Origin of the sequence: Bradyrhizobium tunisiense, from assembly GCF_042263385.1 — a bacterium.
Lineage (GTDB): Bacteria > Pseudomonadota > Alphaproteobacteria > Rhizobiales > Xanthobacteraceae > Bradyrhizobium > Bradyrhizobium tunisiense.
In genome coordinates, this window is record NZ_JBHLEV010000005.1 from 295,603 (window position 1) to 315,867 (window position 20,265).

The 20,265-nt window shown below is 60.1% G+C and carries 15 protein-coding genes; 10 read left to right on the plus strand and 5 right to left on the minus strand.

All coding sequences use genetic code 11. From position 1 onward, the window contains the following. Positions 1–739: 739 nt before the first annotated feature. Entirely contained in the window at positions 740–1,543 is an 804-nt protein-coding gene (locus ACFDR6_RS24030) for a calcium-binding protein (protein ID WP_375859721.1), read from the minus strand. Positions 1,544–2,013: 470 nt separating this feature from the next. On the opposite strand from ACFDR6_RS24030, the gene nifD reads away from it, so the two are divergent. The 8 genes from nifD to fdxB all read left to right on the plus strand — a co-directional run bounded on the left by nifD (position 2,014) and on the right by fdxB (position 9,709). Further along, the gene (gene nifD, locus ACFDR6_RS24035; RefSeq protein ID WP_375859722.1) at positions 2,014–3,513 is read left to right on the plus strand and encodes a nitrogenase molybdenum-iron protein alpha chain; all 1,500 of its coding nucleotides are present in this window, start codon (positions 2,014–2,016) and stop codon (positions 3,511–3,513) included. Between the two features lie 71 nt (positions 3,514–3,584). After that, positions 3,585–5,141, plus strand: coding sequence for a nitrogenase molybdenum-iron protein subunit beta (gene nifK / locus ACFDR6_RS24040; RefSeq protein WP_375859723.1), 1,557 nt, complete (start codon positions 3,585–3,587; stop codon positions 5,139–5,141). Between the two features lie 95 nt (positions 5,142–5,236). Further along, complete coding sequence (nifE, locus tag ACFDR6_RS24045) at positions 5,237–6,904, plus strand: nitrogenase iron-molybdenum cofactor biosynthesis protein NifE (protein ID WP_375859724.1); 1,668 nt, start codon at positions 5,237–5,239, stop codon at positions 6,902–6,904. 9 nt (positions 6,905–6,913) lie between these two features. Further along, positions 6,914–8,317: a nitrogenase iron-molybdenum cofactor biosynthesis protein NifN gene (nifN, locus tag ACFDR6_RS24050; protein ID WP_375859725.1), complete on the plus strand. Its 1,404-nt coding sequence runs from the start codon at positions 6,914–6,916 to the stop codon at positions 8,315–8,317. Continuing rightward, positions 8,314–8,709, plus strand: a complete 396-nt coding sequence (gene nifX / locus ACFDR6_RS24055; protein ID WP_375859726.1) for a nitrogen fixation protein NifX — start codon at positions 8,314–8,316, stop codon at positions 8,707–8,709. The genes nifN and nifX overlap by 4 nt, the downstream gene beginning before the upstream one ends. 7 nt (positions 8,710–8,716) lie before the next feature. Further along, entirely contained in the window at positions 8,717–9,187 is a 471-nt protein-coding gene (locus tag ACFDR6_RS24060; RefSeq protein WP_375859727.1) for a NifX-associated nitrogen fixation protein, read from the plus strand. 9 nt (positions 9,188–9,196) lie between these two features. Then, positions 9,197–9,397 carry a CCE_0567 family metalloprotein gene (locus ACFDR6_RS24065; RefSeq protein ID WP_375859728.1) on the plus strand — a complete coding sequence of 67 codons (201 nt, stop codon included), beginning with the start codon at positions 9,197–9,199 and terminating at the stop codon, positions 9,395–9,397. A 12-nt stretch (positions 9,398–9,409) separates the two neighbouring features. Further along, positions 9,410–9,709 carry a ferredoxin III, nif-specific gene (gene fdxB, locus ACFDR6_RS24070; protein ID WP_375859729.1) on the plus strand — a complete coding sequence of 100 codons (300 nt, stop codon included), beginning with the start codon at positions 9,410–9,412 and terminating at the stop codon, positions 9,707–9,709. 495 nt (positions 9,710–10,204) lie between these two features. On the opposite strand, the gene ACFDR6_RS24075 is transcribed toward fdxB, so the two are convergent. Next, the gene (locus ACFDR6_RS24075) at positions 10,205–11,887 is read right to left on the minus strand and encodes a carbohydrate porin (protein WP_375859730.1); all 1,683 of its coding nucleotides are present in this window, start codon (positions 11,885–11,887) and stop codon (positions 10,205–10,207) included. 176 nt (positions 11,888–12,063) lie between these two features. Continuing rightward, the gene (locus ACFDR6_RS24080) at positions 12,064–12,981 is read right to left on the minus strand and encodes a TauD/TfdA dioxygenase family protein (protein ID WP_375859731.1); all 918 of its coding nucleotides are present in this window, start codon (positions 12,979–12,981) and stop codon (positions 12,064–12,066) included. Between the two features lie 88 nt (positions 12,982–13,069). On the opposite strand from ACFDR6_RS24080, the gene ACFDR6_RS24085 reads away from it, so the two are divergent. Next, positions 13,070–13,216 (plus strand): hypothetical protein, encoded by a 147-nt coding sequence (locus ACFDR6_RS24085; RefSeq protein ID WP_375859732.1) that lies wholly within the window; start codon positions 13,070–13,072, stop codon positions 13,214–13,216. 2,069 nt (positions 13,217–15,285) lie between these two features. After that, entirely contained in the window at positions 15,286–17,088 is a 1,803-nt protein-coding gene (locus ACFDR6_RS24090) for an ABC transporter ATP-binding protein (protein ID WP_375859733.1), read from the plus strand. A gap of 539 nt (positions 17,089–17,627) precedes the next feature. Here ACFDR6_RS24090 and hemN read toward each other — a convergent pair. Both hemN and ACFDR6_RS24100 read right to left on the minus strand, forming a co-directional pair. Further along, entirely contained in the window at positions 17,628–18,962 is a 1,335-nt protein-coding gene (gene hemN / locus ACFDR6_RS24095) for an oxygen-independent coproporphyrinogen III oxidase (protein ID WP_375859734.1), read from the minus strand. A gap of 104 nt (positions 18,963–19,066) precedes the next feature. Further along, complete coding sequence (locus ACFDR6_RS24100; protein WP_375859735.1) at positions 19,067–19,939, minus strand: xanthine dehydrogenase; 873 nt, start codon at positions 19,937–19,939, stop codon at positions 19,067–19,069. Positions 19,940–20,265: the final 326 nt, after the last annotated feature.

Here is a 20,265-nt window from a genome sequence, read left to right on the forward strand (position 1 = left end):
GGACCATGGCGCGGCATTGGCTGATGCGAGCGAAATCGAAATCCGGCGGTAGAGCTTCAGGTTCACAATCATCCCTGCCAAGTTACGTTTCAATCCGCAGGTCGTGCTCGCGGTCATGCGCGCTGGCTAGCGACATGGTGGGTCTTGGCGCGGCAAGGGAGATTTTGAGTCCCCTTCGTTGGTGCCATAACTATTTGATTTCACCGCATAAAACTGTTTTTCAAGAGGGTGGAATGGATGATTGAGATCCGGGAAGGGCAAGAAGGTCATCGCGGTGCTGCAGAGGGCGGTCGTGAACCACGAGGCAGAGAACTATTCCCTCTTCACCGATCCGGATTGCCACACCTTGAAGGACTATACGATGCGCGGGATCCAGACCGGCTTTCGCCCTTGCTGCTGTCGGGGTGAAGAGGTTGCCGCTATTTTGCCACCACAACCGACCGAACCGGAATCCCGGACTGCGCTTTCATGCCATTCGACGTGAAGCGTACTGCGGCTTCGGTGAAATCATCCTGATCTCGGACAGAGGCGAAAAGGTCAACTGACGACAGCAAACTCATTGATTGGAATTGGGGTGTTTTCCCGACGCGCTTCAGGAGGATCGGGTCTGCGGGCCAGCGCGCGAGGCACAGCTTCATCAAGCTGAACACGCTGTGCCCGCCACTGCCTTGGCAAGCAGCGGAAAGGGAAAGCGCCCGCCGGTGGGGGGCGGGCGCAGGGTTCAGCACGGGTTTTGGAGTCAGTGGAATGTGAAGTTTCCTGCGGTCAGGCCCAAGCTGGCCAAGCCGTCCACGCTGTGCACATTGCTCAGGTGGGCGAACTCGTCAACGTGGTTCGCGGAGGTGACGTAGGCCAGATTCGCAGTCATGCTCTTGTATCCAAAGTAGACGATCATGTCGCCGGGGGCCGCGGAAATGGCACTGGCTGCGTCAGAGCCGTTGGAGAAACCCCGATCGGTGATCACCACGACATGTTCCCCATGAGCACCTGAGGCTGGGCCACTGTAGAAGGTGTCCACCTGATTGCCAGACCGCATGCTGACGTGATTGATGAAGTTCGCGTTAAGACCGTCGCTGCCAAAGCCGACCGCGTCGAATGCGAAGGTGTCCTGTGCCGGGTCGAAATCCACGATAGTGGTGTGGTCGGGGTCCGACCCGTACCGTGGGTCGAATCCGGGGATCGGGTTGTGGAACTGGAACGCAAAGGTGTCGTTGCCGGTGCCTCCCGTCAGGGAATCCCTGCCGTCACCGGCGAAGAGGACGTCGTCGCCGGGACCGCCGTAGAGTTTATCATTGCCCTCATTGACGATTCGCGGTTTGTCGGGGCCGTTGTCGCCATAGAGGAAGTCGTTACCCTCCTCGCCGAAGACGTTGTCATTGCCCGCGCCACCGAAGACTCGGTCATTGCCCTCGCCGGCCGAGATGACGTCGTTTCCGGCACGACCGTCGATCCAGTCATCGCCCTTGGGGTCGGTGATTATATCGTCACCGTCGCCGCCAAAGAGACTATTGCTGCCCGGACCGCCAAGAATTGGTTTGTCCATCGCGAATACTCCTTGTTAGACAGCCCCGCCACGCCACCTGGCCCGTTCATATTGCTCATCGGCCAATTGGAATAATTCATTGTTTTGATAGAACGCATCGGCATGGCGGATACATCCATGTGCGCTTCTCTGGCGCACTTCAGCGCATCAGCTGGTGCGACCCGGTTTGAGCGGTTGGCCGCCGGGCTATGACGCAGTCGCCAGCGGGCGCGCCAAGCCCACCCCGAGGCTACCGTTTTGCAGCCGATGCAATGCCACGCGCGCTGCTCGTTGTTTTCTATCGAACAGGCGCAAGCGAGTCTGTCCATGGAGAAGTCCCGATGTCGGGTTTGCAACACAGTCCGGCCGGGGCTTGCCGACAACGCTATGTTCTTCCGACTCCGATGGTTTTTGCGCTTGCATGCGGCTGGCACGGTCGTTGCTAAACTCTCGGCTGAGCGCCGTCTCGCTAACTCTCAAAGGATATCAGCATGAGCTTCGCTACGACCGAAAGCATTGAGGAGATCAAGGCCCGCAATAAGGAACTCATCCAGGAAGTGTTGACGGTCTATCCCGACAAGACCGCGAAACGGCGCGCCAAGCACCTGAACGTTCATGAGGCCGGGAAGGCGGATTGCGGAGTTAAGTCCAATCTCAAATCCATCCCCGGCGTGATGACGATCCGCGGCTGCGCCTATGCGGGCTCCAAGGGCGTGGTCTGGGGACCGATCAAGGACATGATCCATATCAGCCATGGTCCGGTCGGGTGTGGCCAGTACTCCTGGGGGTCGCGGCGCAACTACTACGCCGGAACGACCGGTATCGATACGTTCGTGACCTTGCAGTTCACGTCCGACTTCCAGGAAAAGGATATCGTGTTCGGCGGCGACAAGAAGCTCGTCAAACTCATTGATGAGCTGCAGGAGCTGTTTCCACTCAACAACGGCATCACCATCCAGTCGGAATGCCCGATCGGCCTGATCGGCGACGACATCGAGGCGGTATCCAAGGCCAAGTCGAAGGAATATGGCGGCAAGACGATCGTGCCGGTTCGCTGCGAGGGCTTCCGCGGCGTCTCGCAGTCGCTCGGGCACCATATTGCCAACGATGCCGTGCGCGATTGGGTCTTCGACCAGTTCACGCCCGAGAAGTCCCGCTTCGAGTCAACGCCCTACGACGTTGCGATCATCGGGGACTATAACATCGGCGGTGATGCCTGGTCGTCTCGGATCCTGCTGGAAGAAATGGGGCTGCGCGTGATCGCCCAGTGGTCGGGAGACGGGTCGCTGGCCGAGCTCGAGGCTACACCGAAGGCGAAGCTCAACATCCTGCATTGCTACCGCTCGATGAACTACATCTCCCGTCACATGGAGGAGAAGTTCGGGATTCCGTGGTGCGAATACAATTTCTTCGGTCCCTCAAAAATCGCGGAGTCACTGCGCAAGATAGCGGGCTATTTCGACGACAGGATCAAGGAAGGAGCCGAGCGGGTGATCGCAAAGTATCAGCCGCTTGTTGATGCGGTGGTCGCAAAATACCGCCCCCGCCTGGAAGGCAAGACCGTGATGCTGTTCGTCGGCGGATTGCGTCCACGTCATGTGATCGGAGCCTACGAGGACCTCGGTATGGAAGTCATCGGCACCGGCTATGAGTTCGGCCACAACGATGACTATCAGCGAACCGCCCAGCATTACGTCAAGGACGGCACGCTCATCTACGATGATGTCAACGGCTATGAGTTCGAGCGCTTCGTTGAGAAGATGCAGCCTGACCTGGTCGGCTCGGGCATCAAGGAAAAATATGTGTTCCAGAAGATGGGTGTGCCGTTCCGGCAAATGCACTCCTGGGACTATTCGGGTCCGTACCACGGCTATGACGGCTTTCCGATCTTCGCGCGCGACATGGACATGGCTATCAACTCGCCAATCTGGGGGAAGACCAAAGCGCCCTGGAAGGCTGTCGCAGAACCGAGGCTTCTGGCTGCGGAATAAGCGGCCTCTTCGCCTCTCGTCCGAGGCGTCGAGCCGACATTGACCAAGATTTTCAAGAGGATTCCCACGAAATGGCGCAGAATGCAGAACACGTGCTCGATCATGTCGAGCTGTTCCGCGGTCCGGAATACCAGCAGATGCTGGCGAACAAGAAGAAGATGTTCGAGAATGCTCGAGATCCCGCGGAGGTCGAACGCATCAGGGAATGGTCGAAGACGCCCGAATACCGCGAAAAGAACTTTGCGCGGGAAGCGCTGACGATAAACCCGGCCAAGGCTTGCCAGCCGCTCGGTGCGGTCTTCGCCTCCGTTGGATTCGAGGGCACGCTGCCCTTCGTTCACGGTTCCCAGGGCTGCGTCGCTTATTACCGCAGCCATCTGTCGCGGCACTTCAAGGAGCCGAGTTCCTGCGTCTCCTCGTCGATGACGGAAGATGCTGCAGTCTTCGGCGGCCTGAACAACATGGCCGATGGGCTCGCCAACAGCTATAACATGTACAAGCCCAAGATGATCGCGGTCTCCACGACCTGTATGGCGGAGGTGATCGGGGATGACCTCAACGCCTTTATCAAGACCTCCAAGGAGAGAGGGTCTGTCCCAGAGCATTTCGACGTGCCGTTCGCGCACACGCCGGCCTTCGTCGGCAGCCACATCACGGGCTATGATAATGCACTGAAGGGTATCCTCGAGCATTTCTGGGACGGTAAAGCCGGAACAGCGGCGAAGCTCGAGCGCATCCCCAACGAGAAGATCAACTTTATCGGCGGCTTTGACGGCTACACTGTTGGCAATACCCGTGAAATCAAGCGCATCTTCGACTTGATGGACGTCCAGTACACCATCCTCGCCGACAATTCCGATGTGTTCGATACGCCGACCGACGGCGAGTTCAGGATGTATGACGGCGGCACCACGCTGGAAGACGCCGCGAACGCGGTTCACGCCAAGGCGACGATATCTGCGCAGCAATGGTGCACGGAAAAGACGCTTGCGTTCATCGCCGGCCATGGCCAGGAGGTCATGGCTTTCAACCATCCGGTCGGCGTCTCCGCGACCGACGAGCTGCTTATGGCGTTATCGCGCATCAGCGGCAAGGACATCCCCGAGGCGCTGGCGCGAGAGCGCGGCCGCCTGGTCGACGCGATGGCTGACTCCAGCGCGCATATCCATGGCAAGAAATTTGCGATCTATGGCGACCCAGACCTATGTTATGGGCTGACTGACTTCCTGCTCGAATTGGGCGCCGAACCGGTCCATGTGCTGTCCACAAATGGGAACAAGGCTTGGCACGATAAAATGCAGGCCTTGTTTGCGAGCTCGCCGTTCGGCCAGAACTGCCATGCCTATCCAGGGCGAGACCTCTGGCACATGCGCTCGCTGCTCTTCACGGAGCCGGTCGACTTCCTGATCGGCAATACGCATGGCAAATATCTGGAGCGCGATACCGGCACCCCGCTGATCCGCATCGGTTTCCCCATTTTTGATCGGCATCACCATCACCGCTCTCCGGTGTGGGGCTATCAAGGCGGCATGAACGTTTTGGTGAAGATCCTCGACAAGATTTTTGACGAGATCGACAGGAAGACCAGCGTGGCAGGCACCGACTATAGCTTTGACATCATTCGTTGATGACGAAAGACGCTTAAGTCATCGCCGGCAAACATCGGCGGTGGCTTAGCGCGCGATGGCTGATCTCACATAATCGCGATTGAGAGGAGAAACCGATGAGTTCGCTTTCGGCCAGAATCCTGGATGTCTTCAACGAGCCGGGCTGCGCCAAGAATGCCGACAAGTCGGAGGCTGATCGCAAAAAGGGCTGCACCAAGCAACCTAAGCCGGGCAGTGCGGCGGGCGGGTGCGCCTTCGACGGCGCCAAGATCGCGCTGCAGCCCTTCACCGATGTGGCCCACCTGGTGCACGGCCCGATCGCTTGTGAGGGCAATTCCTGGGACAACCGCGGTTCAGCTTCGTCCGGTGCCAGCATCTGGCGCACCGGTTTCACGACTGACATGAACGAAACCGACATCGTGTTCGGCGGCGAGAAGCGTCTTTACAAGGCGATCAGGGAGATCTTGGAGAAATACAATCCGGCGGCGATCTTTGTCTATCAGACCTGCATTCCGGCCATGATCGGCGACGACATCAATGCCGTCTGCAAGGCGGCGTCTCGGAAATTCGGTAAGCCCGTGATTCCGGTCAATTCGCCCGGCTTCGTGGGTTCGAAAAACCTCGGCAACAAGCTGGCCGGGCAAGCGTTGCTTGATCATGTCATCGGCACCGAAGAGCCGGACCACACCACGCCGTGCGACATCAACCTGATCGGCGAATACAACCTGTCGGGCGAATTGTGGCAGGTCAAGCCGCTGTTTGACGAACTCGGCATCCGCATCCTCTCCTGCATTTCCGGGGATGGGAAATATCGTGAAGTGGCCTCATCGCATCGGGCGCGCGCCGCCATGCTGGTGTGCTCGAAGTCGATGATCCATGTCGCACGCAAAATGCAAGAGCGCTACGGCATCCCGTTCTTCGAAGGCTCATTCTACGGCATCCAGGATTCCAGCAATGCGCTGCGCAACATTGCGCGCGTTTTGGTCGCGCGCGGGGCCCCGGAAGATCTGATCGGCCGTACCGAGGCGGTCATAGCGCGGGAGGAGGCGCGCGCGTGGGCGAAAATCGGATCCTACAGGCCCCGCCTGGCCGGAAAGAGGGCCCTCCTCATCACAGGGGGCGTGAAATCCTGGTCCGTGCCGGCCGCGTTGCAGGAGGCCGGCCTTGAGCTGGTCGGCACCAGCGTCAAAAAATCCACGGACGAAGACAAGGAGCGCATCAAGCAGCGGATGGGGCAGGACGTCCACATGATCGACGACATGGCGCCACGCGACATGTACAAGATGCTGAAGGGCGCAAAAGCGGACGTCATGCTCTCCGGCGGCAAGTCGCAATTCGTCGCGCTGAAGGCGGCGATGCCCTGGCTCGACATCAACCAGGAGCGCTCTCATGCCTATATGGGCTATTTGGGGATCGTGAAGTTGGTCGAGGAGATCGACAAGGCGCTGTACAACCCGATGTGGGAGCAGCTGCGCCGGCCGGCCCCATGGGACGATACCGCCAGGGATGGCCACCCCATGGCCCTTGCGCGGACGGACGGGCAGGCCGCCGAGACCCCTGCGCTTTTGGAGGCGAGCCGCCGCGCGACAAAGGTTTGCGTCTGTAAGAGAGTGGATCGCGGCACGATCGAGGATGCGATCCGCTTGCACGGTCTGACCAGCGTCGAGGCTGTCAGAGAGCACACCGACGCATACGGGGGATGCTGCAGGCGCCGCATCCAGGACATCCTGAGGGCGATGATGTCAGTCTCCGAGCCGCCTGCCATGCGGCAGGCCGCGGAATAGGACGGCGCCATGGCTATCGTCAGCACGCCGAGCAAGGCCTGCACGGTCAACCCGCTGAAGATGAGCCAGCCCATCGGCGCGGCATTCGCGTTCATGGGTCTGCGCGGGGCGATGCCGGTTCTGCACGGCTCGCAAGGCTGCACATCGTTTGGACTCACGCTGTTCGTGCGGCATTTCAAGGAGGCGGTCCCGCTGCAGACCACCGCGATGAGCGAGGTGACAACCGTGCTCGGCGGGTATGAAAATATCGAGCAGGCCATCCTCAACATCCACCATCGAACCAAGGCGGAAATCATCGGGATCTGCTCGACCGGGGTGACCGAAACGAATGGCGACGATATCGACGGTCACATCAAGCTGATCCGCAAGAAGCATCCGCAACTTGCCAATTTTCCTCTGGTCCACGTCTCGACGCCCGATTTCAAGGATGCATTTCAGGACGGCTGGGAAAAGGCAGTAGCGCGCATGGTTGAGGCGCTGGTAAGAGCGCCGACCAGCGAGGCAGAGCGCGATCCCGCGCGGGTGAATGTCCTACCCGGATGTCACATGACGCCCGCCGACCTCGATGAGGTCAGGACGATTCTGGAGGATTTCGGGCTAAAGCCAAGCTTCCTGCCTGACTTGGCGGGATCGCTGGACGGGCATATCCCTGAGGAGTTTACGTCGACGACCATCGGCGGCATCGGCATTGAGGAAATTGCCAGCATGGGCCAGTCCGCCTGGACCATTGCCATCGGTGCGCAGATGCGGCGGGCGGCAGAAGCCATGCAGACCAGGACCGGGGTGCCATTTCGCCTGTTTGAGCGATTGTGTGGCCTCATCCCCAACGATGACTTCATCGCGTTCTTAAGTGAGATCAGCGGCCGCCCTGTACCGCCGAAGTACCGGCGCCAGCGCGGGCAGCTCGCTGATGCGATGCTGGACGCCCATTTCCATATCGGCGGCCGTAAGCTCGCGATCGGTGCAGAGCCTGATCTCCTGTTCGACCTGTCCAGCATGCTGCACGACATGGGCGGGCAGGTCACGGCGGCCGTGACGACCACGCCCTCGCCCGTGCTGGAGCGGGTCAGGACCAAGGAGGTCCTGATCGGCGATCTCGAGGATCTGGAAGAGCGAGCTCGGAGAGGGAATTGCGATCTGCTGATCACGCATTCGCACGGCCGCCAAGCCGCGGCACGGCTCAAGATCCCATTTCATCGCGCGGGATTTCCGATGTTCGACCGAATTGGCGCAGGCCACCAGCTGTCCGTTGGCTATCGCGGCACGCGCGATCTGATCTTTAATATCGCCAATCTCCTCATCGCCGACCGCGAGGAAAATCATCAGCCTCAGCCCGATAGCAGGCGGACCTCGACTCGGCCTCTAAACTCCGGCCGCAGCTTCATCGACGCAACAGAGAGTTCGATTCCATGAAGGTCGCATTCGCTACCCAGGATTTAAGCCGCGTCGATGCCCATTTCGGCTGGGCCAAGAACATTGTCATCTATGACGTCGGGCCGGACGGGCACGTCTTTCTGAAGGCGGTGCAGTTCGACGGCGATCTTTCGGAAGACGGCAACGAGGATAAGCTCACGCCCAAGATCGAGGCGATCAAGGATTGCGCCATCCTCTATGTCGTTGCGATCGGCGGCTCCGGTGCGGCGCGGGTGGTGGCGAACAAAATACACCCTATCAAAGTGGACAAACCGGAGAACATCCTGGAGCTGCTGCAAAAGCTCCAAAGGATGCTGAGGGGAACGCCGCCCCCCTGGATCCGCAAGGCCCTGGCCAAAGCCAAGGAGCGGACGCTTGATTTCGAGGAATGAGGACCACATGACCAAGACCACGGACGTGGCGCCACGCGACAACGCTCTTGATGCGCCGTTCGTCAAGAAGCTGATCGGGATCTGGCGCGCTCAGGACGCCCATGGGGCATGGGAGGGCAAGAGCGATTTCGACCTGATCGAACCCTATATCCTGGGCAAGGAAATGCGGCAGGCGCTGCCGATTGTCGGTGATCCTGATCCGGATACGGTTTGGCGCCTGGAGCTGTTCTTCAACGCGGTCGCGCTCTCGATCGAGAAGGCGACCGGCGTGATGATCCAGCCGATATTGACGATGCATCATGAAGGCTTTGGCCGCATGGTGCTGATCGCAGGCCGCCTGATCGTCGTCAACAAGCAGCTGCGTGATGTGCATCGATTCGGATTCGTCAATCTCGAAAAGCTCGCCGCCCAGGGCGAAAAGTATGTCGCGGATGGGATCGGCATGATCCGGAAATTCCCAGACGCGGCGAACTATTGAGGGCGGGACATGAGCGAACTTGAAACGCTGAAGGCAGACATCAAAAAGCTGTCAGCCAAAGCCACGCAGGCCAAGATGGATCTGCACGACCTGTCAGAGGAGCTGCCGCTCAACTGGAACTCGATCATGGCGGTGGCGCAAAGAGCGCATGAAGCGTTTGCCGAACTTGAGAAAAAGCGCGAGGATATCAAGGCGCAGGAAAGGGCGTAAGGGTATACAAGCATGTCATTTGCAACGCGCGACGGCCGCGACTGGATACCCGATTATCTCGCATCGATCGATTCCGGGAAATGCATCGGATGCGGCCGCTGCTTCAAGGTCTGTGGTCGAAAGGTTATGACATTAAAAGGCATCAACGAGGAGGGCGATCTTGTCGACCTTGGCAGCGACGAAGACGATGAGATCGAGAAAAAAATCATGGTGATGGATGATGAGGGCGCCTGTATCGGTTGCGGCGCCTGCGCCCGGGTCTGTCCGGCCAACTGCCAGACCCACGCGCCCGCCGTGGCAGAAGGGGCCTGACGGCCGCCTCCGTCGCCTGTGCAGGAAGGAGACTTGGTGCGAAGGTGCGGTTGAGAGAATTCCGGCGGCCGCAACTTCACCAGCGTGTTCAGTGGCGCAACTTGGCGCCGGCCGCGGACAATAGCTGGGCCGCGTCGATGAGCATCCGAACACACGAACATGCCCGTCTCCCCTGACGGGGACCTGATGATGTCCGGCCCGTAAAGGTACGCTCACTCCAGGCTGGAGCGATCAATGTGCGAGCGAAAAGGACCGGCGGGGACTTACCTCAACGAAGGGCTTACTATGCGAATGGGACAATGGAGATTGTCTCGGCGCGCGGCGTGAACGGCATTGCCGCCGTGGTCCCCGTCTCGCCTCATAGGGTAGCGGATCCCCCGCTGTTCGGACTGAACCTCGCGGTGGCTGGGCGACGGCAGAGTTCTTGCGCAGCTCGCGCTTAGAACTCGGCGGCTGCTTCCGGCGTGGTACTCGCGGCAGAATCCAGCAACGGATTTAGAAGAACACTGATGTCGACACCAAGACGTTCAGGGCATGTCCGGTTTGGCCTGTGTATGTAATGGTTGTCGGATGATTGATGTATAGCAGGCCCAGGGTTGCATGAACCCCGGGCGCCAGCCGCGCTGTATATCTTGCCCAGATCGCCGTGCTATCGCGATGGACGAGATCGCCTTTAGCCAGGGCCGCATCGACTGCAAAGTGGCTCCAAGCGATATTGGTGGCAGCAATGGCAATCTGATCACCTGGCCGGCTGTTAAATAGTCCTTTCGCATAAAGACGAAGCTCGAGATAGCGGCTGACCTTGTTGACGTCAGACGGAGCGTACATTGCGGAGAACCCACCATAGATACCCCGAGCTGGCGAACCTTGTGGATCGGCTTGCCAAAACTGCCGGTCCGCGGCCACGTAGTAGGCGCTGTTCGCGTTGGCTCTCGGTTGGAGCGGATACGCCAAGTGCGGATAGCGGCCGTCGTTGAAACCGATTCCAGCCCGTAACCAGGTCTCTGGCAATCCCGGAGCCGCCTTGTTCTTAAATCCAGCTTCATCGAGCAATAAAATGCCGGCGTTGGCCGTGCGCCAGTCCAAGCCTGTGGGATTTTCGGTTATGTGCGCCAATTGGCCGTCAGGACTGACCGAGCGCTGGATCGAAAACTTGGTGTAGAGACGATCGTCAAAATTGTACTTCACGTTGAGAGCTGGCGTCGGCGCGGAATTGTTGCTCATTCCAACTTGGGACAAGATGACCGGCGTCGGCCCAAATGGATTCATTCCCAAGAACTCGTCATGATTTCTGAGGTAACCCATCTTGAGTTCGAGCGTCCTGTCGAAAAACGTCTGGTAATAGGCAATTGTATTGATCCCCACTCTATCGGGCCCGGCGGGCTTCCAGGTCCAATATTGTTGCTCGGCTCCCACGGTGATCTGACCATCGGGAATTCCAAATCGGCCGAGATCGTAGGTCACGATCATGAAATTGACGGTACCGAATGTCGGACTCTCGCCAATATAGCGCTGATTGAAGATGGTGCTTTTGGAAGCATGCGGCAGTCGGTTGTCGATCAAGCTGTTTTGCGTCCAGCCCACATAGCCGATCCCGAGATCCGCCAGCGCAGATCGCACCCCACCCTTGTCCTGATCGATTGTATCCGCAGGCCCGGGTATATTGAGCCAAATGCCTTTTTCACGCAGGTGATCGAACTTCGCGAACGGGTCGATTGTCTTTGGGGGCCTGGCCTCAGCAACTTTGTCTGGACGATCGTGCCTTGAGTCAGGGATATTGGTTGGTTGTGCCGGCGCCGGGCTGCCGTCGAGATGCCTTGTTCGCTTGAGCTGACGGCTTCGGGTGGTGGCGCCCCTCTGCTTTTGAAGGTGTTTTCCAAGAGCCTCATCCGGCATCTCGCTCCTGGTGTCTGATGCGTTCTCAACTCCTGCCAACGCCGAACTGCAGACGAGGCTCGCCGCAAAGGATACGGCGATAGCAAGCCCGGTTTGCGTCAGAGTAGATCGAGCGCTGAAGACCGGAGCCGCAGTCGAGCGAGTTCGAACCGACATCGCCACGCCCGCATGCGACGTGAGTTTCCCCTCCTTGTTGCTCGCCTTGATAGATTGTGCGCCGACCAGATCGGCCCGGAGCTTACTCGCAACGTCCGGCAGCAGCTGCGTCAGTAAGCGCGTCATGGACGTCCATGAGCAAGGGGAGATCGCGGTCGGAGGAGATATCATCGCTCAAGGCGCCGGGACTGGACATTGTTCAATGCCGACAGCGGACCACGCTCGTGGATGCCGTGAGAGCAAACGAGCGGAAGAGACTGCGTCGGCGGGATCTTTGACGTCTCTGAGGAGCCTTAAGCGACCTACGCGGGCGGCTCCTTGGCGGCCTTTATGCGCATCGAGCTCAATCGACCATCGGTGCTGACGGGCACCTCGCCAGCGACGGTGGCACGGCGAACGACACGACGCTGGTCGCCGTAATCCCTGACCGCATAATGTTGCGTGGCGCGGTTGTCCCAGATCGCCACATCGCCCACCTTCCAACTCCACCGCACGGTGTTTTCGGACGCGGTGATATGGGACTGGAAAAGGGTGAATAGCTTCTGGCCGTCATATTTCGGGATGCCAACCAAGCGTTGCACCACGTCGCCGAGCACCAGCGCGCGTTCTCCGGTTTCGGGATGGACACGCACGACGGGATGCTCGGTCTCATAGACCGTTCTGGCGAACACCTCGTCGATATGCTTTTTGTCGGCCTCGCTGTTGGCCATGACGGAGTAGTCAAACGCATTGCTGTGAACCGCCCAGAGTTCGTCGGCAAGCCGTTGCAGCGGCGCGGAGAGGTCCAGATAGGCGGCCGCGGTGTTTGACCAGATCGTATCGCCGCCAAATTGTGGGATCACAACGCCTCGCAGGACCGCGATTTTAGGATAAGCCTCGAAGAAGGTCCCGTCGCTGTGCCAGAGGTCGGCTCGTCTGGGGGGGCGCGCGGAATCAATCTCGATCATCGATACCGTTCCCTCGATGACAGCGAGTATCGGATACGCCATAAGCGTTCCGAAGCGAAGGGCAACGCGCTCCTGCTCTGCGTTGTCGAGATGGCCCTGATCGCGAAAGAAGAGAACCTTGTGCTCGAGCAGCAGGCTGTTGATCGCGGTAATCGTCTCCGCCGGCAAATCGCCCGACAGCTTGATGTTCCTGATTTCAGCGCCGATCCGCGCCGCGCGCTTTGCGATATCGCCTTGCGGAATGATACTGTCGATCGAGGATATCTTGGTCATGCTGTCATTCTCCTGAAAACGCATCTGTTCGCAAAACCAACCTTTTGAGCTGGGACGCGAATGAGGAAGTCGCAGAATCGGACGGCACATGCAGCGTTATCAGGTGCCGCTGCGAATGGACCCGTTGCTGCGCGTTTCACGCGATATCAACGGGACCACGATTGACCTGCACGACGTCTCATTTTCCGGTCGTTTGACATGCCCGGTCAGCTCGAACAATTGCGAAGACTGGTAGTTGACCGAAACCCAAGCCTATCCACGTTCATGCGGAATCGACGAGGGAATGCTGCCGTCAGGTTCTTTGTATGCCCATAGCCACGACTCAGCAGGCGGGGCAGTAGAAGAGCTGATGATCTCGTTGTATTGCGTGGCCGCAGGTGTTTGACGATGTGCCATTGGCGCAAGCGGCGATACAGCGCGCCATTCGTAGCGACTATGGCTTCATTGCGCGCGTGTGGCGCGGGTACCCCGCGCAAGCATTGCCGACGCCGGGTTGTTTCCCGATCGCGTGCTATTCGTGGGCGAGAAGGTCAAATCCATGCGGCGGTGAGCCGGATCATGGAGACGCCGCAAAAGAACGGCAGATCCAGCTCTTGACGGTCCGAATGTTCTTCTGGCCCCTGAGTTGGATGATGTTCAACAGCAGCCAAAGTTACGGCGGTTTGGAACGTCACGGGCGCGACTTGCGACAAACCGGTCGTGGACCGCCGCAACCGGCCGCTTGTGTGAGCGAAATCGAATTGCGATGTGATTTCTATTGGGCGACGTGGCCCATACCGCCGCTCGGGAATGACGTCGGCCACACCTGAGAAGAAAAGGCCCGCACGGCGGAGCCCCCGTGCGGGCCTTCCTGGAATCGGTCGATCTGGTTACCTCCGCCAGTCTAGACCGATCCAAGCTGCTACCATGTAAGGCCCGCAAAGCTGGAAGTTGCAAGCGGTTTGGGAGTTCAACGGTTTTCTGTGCTTGAAACCGAGAGAGTAGCTAAGGACGGGCGGCGATTTAGCCGGCCGGCTGACAATGCATGTCTAGGTTATGAGTCGTATGGGATGAAGGAGATGAATGGGCTCCCATGACAGGCGCAGATCGAACGGATAAGTGAGAAGAGAGCGCCCCAGCATCGCAAACGGGGCCTCCGTCTCGATGGTCGGTGTTTGCTTGACCGAGCACTTCGGCGGAGGCGTCTCGTTCGCGACCTACAGTCGATCGTCACCTGCCGTGTGCCTCGAAGCGCTTGGCCTTGTGGTTCCGCGTTCGGATGGGGCGTTTGGCCGAGCGCTCCGTGCTCTAACGGTGTCGCCGCGATGTTCTTGACCGTCGTCATGTGAATACTCCCTCAAGCTAGACACGCGCCTGTCACTTCGGTGGCGCGATACGCAATGCAAATCGCTTGCCGAAGGCAATGTGGTGCTTGAGCGGCGAATCCAAGAAGGGTGGGCAGGGTGTCGCAACGCGTCACAAGCCCTCCGTCAGCAACTCTGCAGCGTACCCTGCGGTAACCGAGGCGAGCCTGAGAAGCGTACGCATTGCGACATGCGAGGAGAATTTGCACGGCCGCCTCTTGTCTGAGAGGGGTTATGACTTTCAGACTTAACCCTCAGACAAGAGGCGGTCCGATGGCGCTCAGCGTCCTCCGACGCTTGATCGAGGAGACGACTGTCCGCAATTCGCCACCGCCGACTCCGGGCCAATCAGGTTGCCCAGGGTTCGGACGCTAAGACGTGCTCACTCAGAGCTTGTAACAACCGCGTTACCTGCGCCCGCAGGAACGCCTTGCGCGCTAGTCAACTACTAACCTTAGCAATTGATGGTTTCGGCGCACACGTGGCAATCGTGGGGGCATGGCGCTGCGCATGTCATGCGCCAAGGAAATCGGAATGCAATTGATGTCTGTGCGCGCGAACGAGCCTGATGGATATGTCGACTGGTCGTCTGCAACGACAAGGGGTACTCCAAGCGCTATCTCTTCTTTCTCACGGAAAGCCATGGACGTTTGGTCGCGGCCGCCGGGCAGGTGCGCGACGCCCTGCTTTCCGATGACTGCGATCCCTCAAAGGAGAAGTCTTCTCGCGAGCGGGATGCTATGGAAGAGAAAAGGCCGAAGATGTATGGTGGAAGAGGCGGGGCGTTCCCGGTCGTCTCAGACTGCCAGGCTTCCAGGTCCCACCAACTTGGGCCGTTGGCGTCGAGCGTCTCGCTCGGCGGAGGGGGCCGATCGAGGACCGGAGATCTCTCGCGCCTTTGCGACGCTGCGGTTTGAGTCAGTTAGAGCCAGCTTGCCCGATGAGCGTGGCTGATTGCGCCATGATCCCTCCAGCTAATAAACCTTCTACCGCGATGCGGGTCGTGTTGCCCTTCGTGTTCCGGCACTGGCTGAAGCAGCCGGGGCATACCCTTGTCGTGGCCGGCGGACTGCTCGGTGCGACCATCGCCGATCTTTTCATGCCGGTGTTCTCGGGGCATCTGATCGATGGGCTGACGCGCGGCCCATCAGATCCCGACGCGCGCCATGCGACATTGGTCGCATTCGGCGCCATCGTTGCGCTGGGCGCAGCGTCGATGGTGCTGCGGCTCGCAGGCCTGCAGGCGATCGTGCCGTTCACGCTCAGGACGATGTCCGATGTCGCGCAGGACGCCTTCATGCGCGTGCAGCGCTTCTCGACCGATTGGCACGCCAACTCCTTTGCGGGCTCGACGGTGCGCAAGATCACCCGCGGCATGTGGGCGCTCGACCTGTTGAACCATACCATCCTGACGGCGCTGGCGCCTTCAGTGCTGGTGCTGATCGGATCGACAATCCTGCTCGGTGTGTATTGGGCCTCGCTCAGCCTCGTGGTCGCGCTCGGTGCGCTCGCCTATGTCACGATGACGGTGCTGTTCTCGACGCGCTACATCGCGCCGGCCGCGCGCATCTCCAATGCGTGGGACACCAAGGTCGGCGGCGCGCTGGCGGATGCGGTAACCTGCAACGCGGTGGTGAAATCGTTCGGCGCCGAAATACGTGAGGAAGCGCGGCTCGCGCGCGTCATCAAGCGCTGGCGCGTGCGGGTACAACGGACCTGGCTGCGCCACAATTGCGCCGCCCTGTCGCAGCTGTTGCTGCTGTTGTGCCTGCGCGGCTCGGTGATCGGCGGCTCGGTGCTGCTGTGGATGGCGGGGAACGCCACGCCAGGCGATGTCACCTATGTGCTGACCAGCTACTACGTCATCCACGCCTATTTGCGTGACGTTGGCTTCCACATCAACAACCTCCAGCGCTCGGTCAACGACATGGACGAGTTGGTCGCCATCCACGACGAGCCGATCGGCATCGCCGATGCTGCTGGCGCGCGACCCATCGCAATCGAGGGCGGCGAGATCGTGTTCGACGACGTCACGTTCCACTATGGCGGCCATATCGCGCCGCTCTACGACGGGCTGTCGGTGACGATCCGCGCCGGCGAGCGGGTCGGTCTCGTCGGCCGCTCCGGCGCTGGCAAGACGACCTTCGCTAAGTTGGTGCAGCGGCTCTACGACGTCTCCGATGGTCGCGTTCTGATCGACGGCCAGGACATCGCGCTGGCCACGCAGCAATCGCTGCGCAGCCAGATCGCGATCGTGCAGCAGGATCCGATCCTGTTCCACCGCTCGCTTACCGAGAACATCGCCTATGGCCGGCCGGGGGCCAGCCGGGAGGCGATCGAGCAGGCGGCGCGGTTCGCAAACGCGCATGACTTCATCCTGCGGCTGCCGAGGGGCTACGGCACGCTGGTTGGCGAGCGCGGCGTCAAGCTCTCGGGCGGCGAACGACAGCGCGTGGCGCTGGCGCGCGCCTTCCTGGCGGATGCACCGGTGCTGATCCTGGACGAGGCGACCTCGAGCCTGGATTCGGAATCGGAGGCGCTGATCCAGCAGGCGATGGAGCGGCTGATGAAGGGGCGCACCTCGATCGTGATCGCACACCGCCTGTCGACGGTGCGCAGCCTCGATCGCATCCTGGTGTTTGATCGCGGCGGTATCGTCGAGCAGGGCACACATGTTGCCCTGACCAAGCGGCCCGGCGGCATCTATCGCGGGCTGTTCGAGAGGCAGGTCACCGACTTCGGCCATATTTCGGCGGCAAGCTAGCCGTCGGCATCATGGCATTTGAGATCTCGGTCGTTTGAGACGAGGTCGCTGTTCGCTCAGCGGAACCTCAAACGCCGCGATGCTGTTGGGGTTGTCTGTTCAAATTGAGCTTTGCGCATCTCGCCAGAGGGACAGCTTTCGCGCTGGTTGTGAGCGTTAGTCCATCTGGCTGAGTTGCTGGGGATGTCCAGATCGGCGGTTTGATGATGAAAGCTCGTCGCCGGGATGGAAACCTGCGGGGATGGCGAAACTGTTGTCGATGGATCTTCGTGAACGGGTGCTTGTCTATATTTGGAGCGGTGTTTCAGGTCGGGAGGTGACGGAGCGTTTTGGCGTCAGCGCGGCGCGTGTAAGTCACTGGCGAACGCGCGCGCGGGAGCAAGGCGAAGTCCAGCCGCCAGAGCTCGGGGCGGTGATCGCTGGTCTCGCCGGATTGATGACACAGCCGAATTTCAAGGCAGCCCACTTGCATCAGGCAACCCATCACGCCCGGCGCTTGCCGGTTGTGGTTGCCTTCCACAAACGTCATCCGCAATGGATTAATAGGGTGAGCGGTCCAGATAAGCGTCGAATGCGGCAGCGACAGCGCGGAGCAAAAAGCGGTACTCTTGTCTCACGCGGATGAAGCCGCTTTCGATGTCCACGACCCCGTCCTCGGCGAGAATTTGCAAGCGTTCAGCTGAATCGAGCAGGGGAACCGGATCAAATCCAAAGGCTGTACAGATTGCCGGAACATCAGCCTCCAGATCGCACATCAGCCGCTCGATGATCGCGGCCCGGACGCGGTCTTCGTTGCAGAGAGGATAGCCCTTTGACGTCGCCAGACGGCCAGCGCGGATGTGCCGCGTGTAGGAACCCGTTGCAACCTCGTTCAGGACATAGCCGTGGCCGACACGGCCGATGGCCGAGGCACCGAGGCCGATAACGGTTTGACACGTATCAGCCGAGTACCCCAACGAGTTACGTCGCAAGCGACCGGTCTTCTGCGCCAGCGCGAGTTCGTCGTCCGGCAAGGCGAAATGGTCCAGCCCGATTTGGCAGTACCCGGCAGCAACCAGCGTGTCGCCTACCGCCGCAGCCTGTTCGGCACGGGCAACCGTGTCCGGCAGCAGGGCCTCATCGATCAGACGCTGATTTTTCTTGTAGGAGGGAACATGCGCGTAACCGGACACAGCAAGGCGGTCGGGGCGCATCGCCACCACCGTCTCGGCGGTCCGGACGCAGGACTGCACTGTCTGATTTGGCAGACCATAGATGAGGTCGAAGTTAATGCGGGTTATTCCATTCCCGCGAAGATTTTCGACGGCACCCGCCGTCTCCGCTTCACTCTGGATCCGGTTGATGGCCTTTTGAACGACGGGATCGAAGCTCTGCACACCCAGGCTTGCGCGGTTGACGCCGGCGGCTCCGAGAGTTTCAGCCATTTCGACTGTGAAGGTGCGCGGGTCGATCTCGACGGCGACCGCAGCCCCTTCCCTCAAGGTGAAGCGGCGGCGCAGGACGTCCATCAGGGCCGGGAACTCGGATGGCGGGATGAGGGTCGGGGTTCCGCCGCCGAAATGCACATCGCTCACGGGCAGCGCAGGCGGCGCTTGCGCCGCGACCAGACGGGTTTCCTCATGCAGGACCGCCAGATAGTCGAGGATCGGCGCATCCCGGCCAGTGCTGGTCCTCGGAAAGCCGCAATACCAGCAGATCGACCGGCAAAATGGAACGTGGAGATAGAGCGACACGGCGTCGTCGGTCGGCAGGCGCCTCAGCCATTCCTCACAATCCTTGGGGCCAACCGCTGCCGAGAACTCCGGCACTGTTGGATAGATGGTGTACCAGGGCAGGCGGGCATCGTAATGCCTTTTGAGGATTGAGGTCTGCAACGTTACTGTCCCATGCTGGCTCGGCCCGCCCGCTGCGGGGCGGGTTTGTCGACACTGTCCAAAAGGCAAAGTGACGCGCTCCAGGTGGCTGGTGCGGCAGCGCGTCACGCGTGTCCCGACATCTCCGGTTGAACGACCAGGCCGAACCGCTGCGCCGCGCCTCGAAGGACCGCACTTAGCGTCGCGTTGGCGATTGCCCGGCCGCGGTCGTCGATACCGGTCCATTGCGCCAGTACGCCGCGCGGGTCGATCTCGAGCAGCTTGACGCCGGAAGGAACCTCGGTCCCGTCACGGATGATGCCGCGCAATACGCCATCGCGCGGCGCCATGACGGGCGCGCCGGAAAGATGGCCGAGCACGAGATCCTTGTCGACATGCGTTCCAATTGCGACTGACGTTCGCCAGGTGCCATCAAGGCTGGAATAAACGAAACGTTCGGCGCCGAGATCACCGAGCCGGCTCGCAATTCCGTTAGCCGCATCCGTCCAGCCGTTTTGCTGGACCAGGCCGATCCTGCCGGGCCGGGTTTCGATCGCGACATCGCAATTCGTGCTCTTGGAGAAGCCTGGGCCCAGACCTATGGTCAGTCCCGCGAGCCGCCGCAGGTCGGGCTTGATCTGGCGCTTCTGCAGACGTGCGTCGATCAGCACGTCAATGCGGCGGATCGGAAGGAGGTCGACAAGGCCGAGACGGGAGACGATGACCCGTCTTCGTCGGCTAGCGTCCCCGCGGATTACCCTGAGCACCTGCATGGCGTCGTCGAGGCGTTCACCCACAATATCTTCGACCTGTGCCGTCCCGGCGAACAGCGCGTCATGGAACGCCATCCTGCGCCGGATCACAGGCGGATCGGGATCGTGCGACAGCACCACGCAAGTTCCGCCGCGCGCTAGCTGGACGGCGATCGCAGACGCAATCTCATTGGTGCCGAGGATAATCGCGAACAGTCGATCCTGACGATCAGTTTCTAAAGACATTCAGACCTCGAAGAGAAGTATCCTCGCTTCTGCAAACGCTGCCGACAAAGCAGTTGCGCTGGATGATTGCGTCGAACACCTGAGCAAGAGCTGCGCCAATTGACAGATGCCTTGGCTCTCTTGCCGCGAACGATTGCAGGTCCGTTCAGCATGAGTTCTGTCCCAAAGCAACGAACGGCTTGTTGAAGAATCGCGAACCTGTTTGGAAACCCACATCGCGCAGAAAGCCAGAAGCATCCATGTCGGTTCTTGGTCCGAAAGCGTTCAGTGCGCTAGCCCCGTGGGTTTCATCTCGCGATCGTTGACGAGGACGACAGCCGCGAGGC

Bases quoted from the DNA above. Each gene is read 5' to 3' on its own strand.
- nifN (WP_375859725.1), top strand. From the start codon at position 6,914: ATGGCTATCGTCAGCACGCCGAGCAAGGCCTGCACGGTCAACCCGCTG.
- ACFDR6_RS24090 (WP_375859733.1), top strand. From the start codon at position 15,286: ATGATCCCTCCAGCTAATAAACCTTCTACCGCGATGCGGGTCGTGTTG.
- ACFDR6_RS24060 (WP_375859727.1), top strand. From the start codon at position 8,717: ATGACCAAGACCACGGACGTGGCGCCACGCGACAACGCTCTTGATGCG.
- ACFDR6_RS24075 (WP_375859730.1), bottom strand. From the start codon at position 11,887: ATGACGCGCTTACTGACGCAGCTGCTGCCGGACGTTGCGAGTAAGCTC.
- ACFDR6_RS24085 (WP_375859732.1), top strand. From the start codon at position 13,070: ATGCAGCGTTATCAGGTGCCGCTGCGAATGGACCCGTTGCTGCGCGTT.
- fdxB (WP_375859729.1), top strand. From the start codon at position 9,410: ATGTCATTTGCAACGCGCGACGGCCGCGACTGGATACCCGATTATCTC.
- nifE (WP_375859724.1), top strand. From the start codon at position 5,237: ATGAGTTCGCTTTCGGCCAGAATCCTGGATGTCTTCAACGAGCCGGGC.
- ACFDR6_RS24080 (WP_375859731.1), bottom strand. From the start codon at position 12,981: ATGACCAAGATATCCTCGATCGACAGTATCATTCCGCAAGGCGATATC.
- nifK (WP_375859723.1), top strand. From the start codon at position 3,585: ATGGCGCAGAATGCAGAACACGTGCTCGATCATGTCGAGCTGTTCCGC.
- ACFDR6_RS24030 (WP_375859721.1), bottom strand. From the start codon at position 1,543: ATGGACAAACCAATTCTTGGCGGTCCGGGCAGCAATAGTCTCTTTGGC.
- nifD (WP_375859722.1), top strand. From the start codon at position 2,014: ATGAGCTTCGCTACGACCGAAAGCATTGAGGAGATCAAGGCCCGCAAT.
- ACFDR6_RS24100 (WP_375859735.1), bottom strand. From the start codon at position 19,939: ATGTCTTTAGAAACTGATCGTCAGGATCGACTGTTCGCGATTATCCTC.
- nifX (WP_375859726.1), top strand. From the start codon at position 8,314: ATGAAGGTCGCATTCGCTACCCAGGATTTAAGCCGCGTCGATGCCCAT.
- ACFDR6_RS24065 (WP_375859728.1), top strand. From the start codon at position 9,197: ATGAGCGAACTTGAAACGCTGAAGGCAGACATCAAAAAGCTGTCAGCC.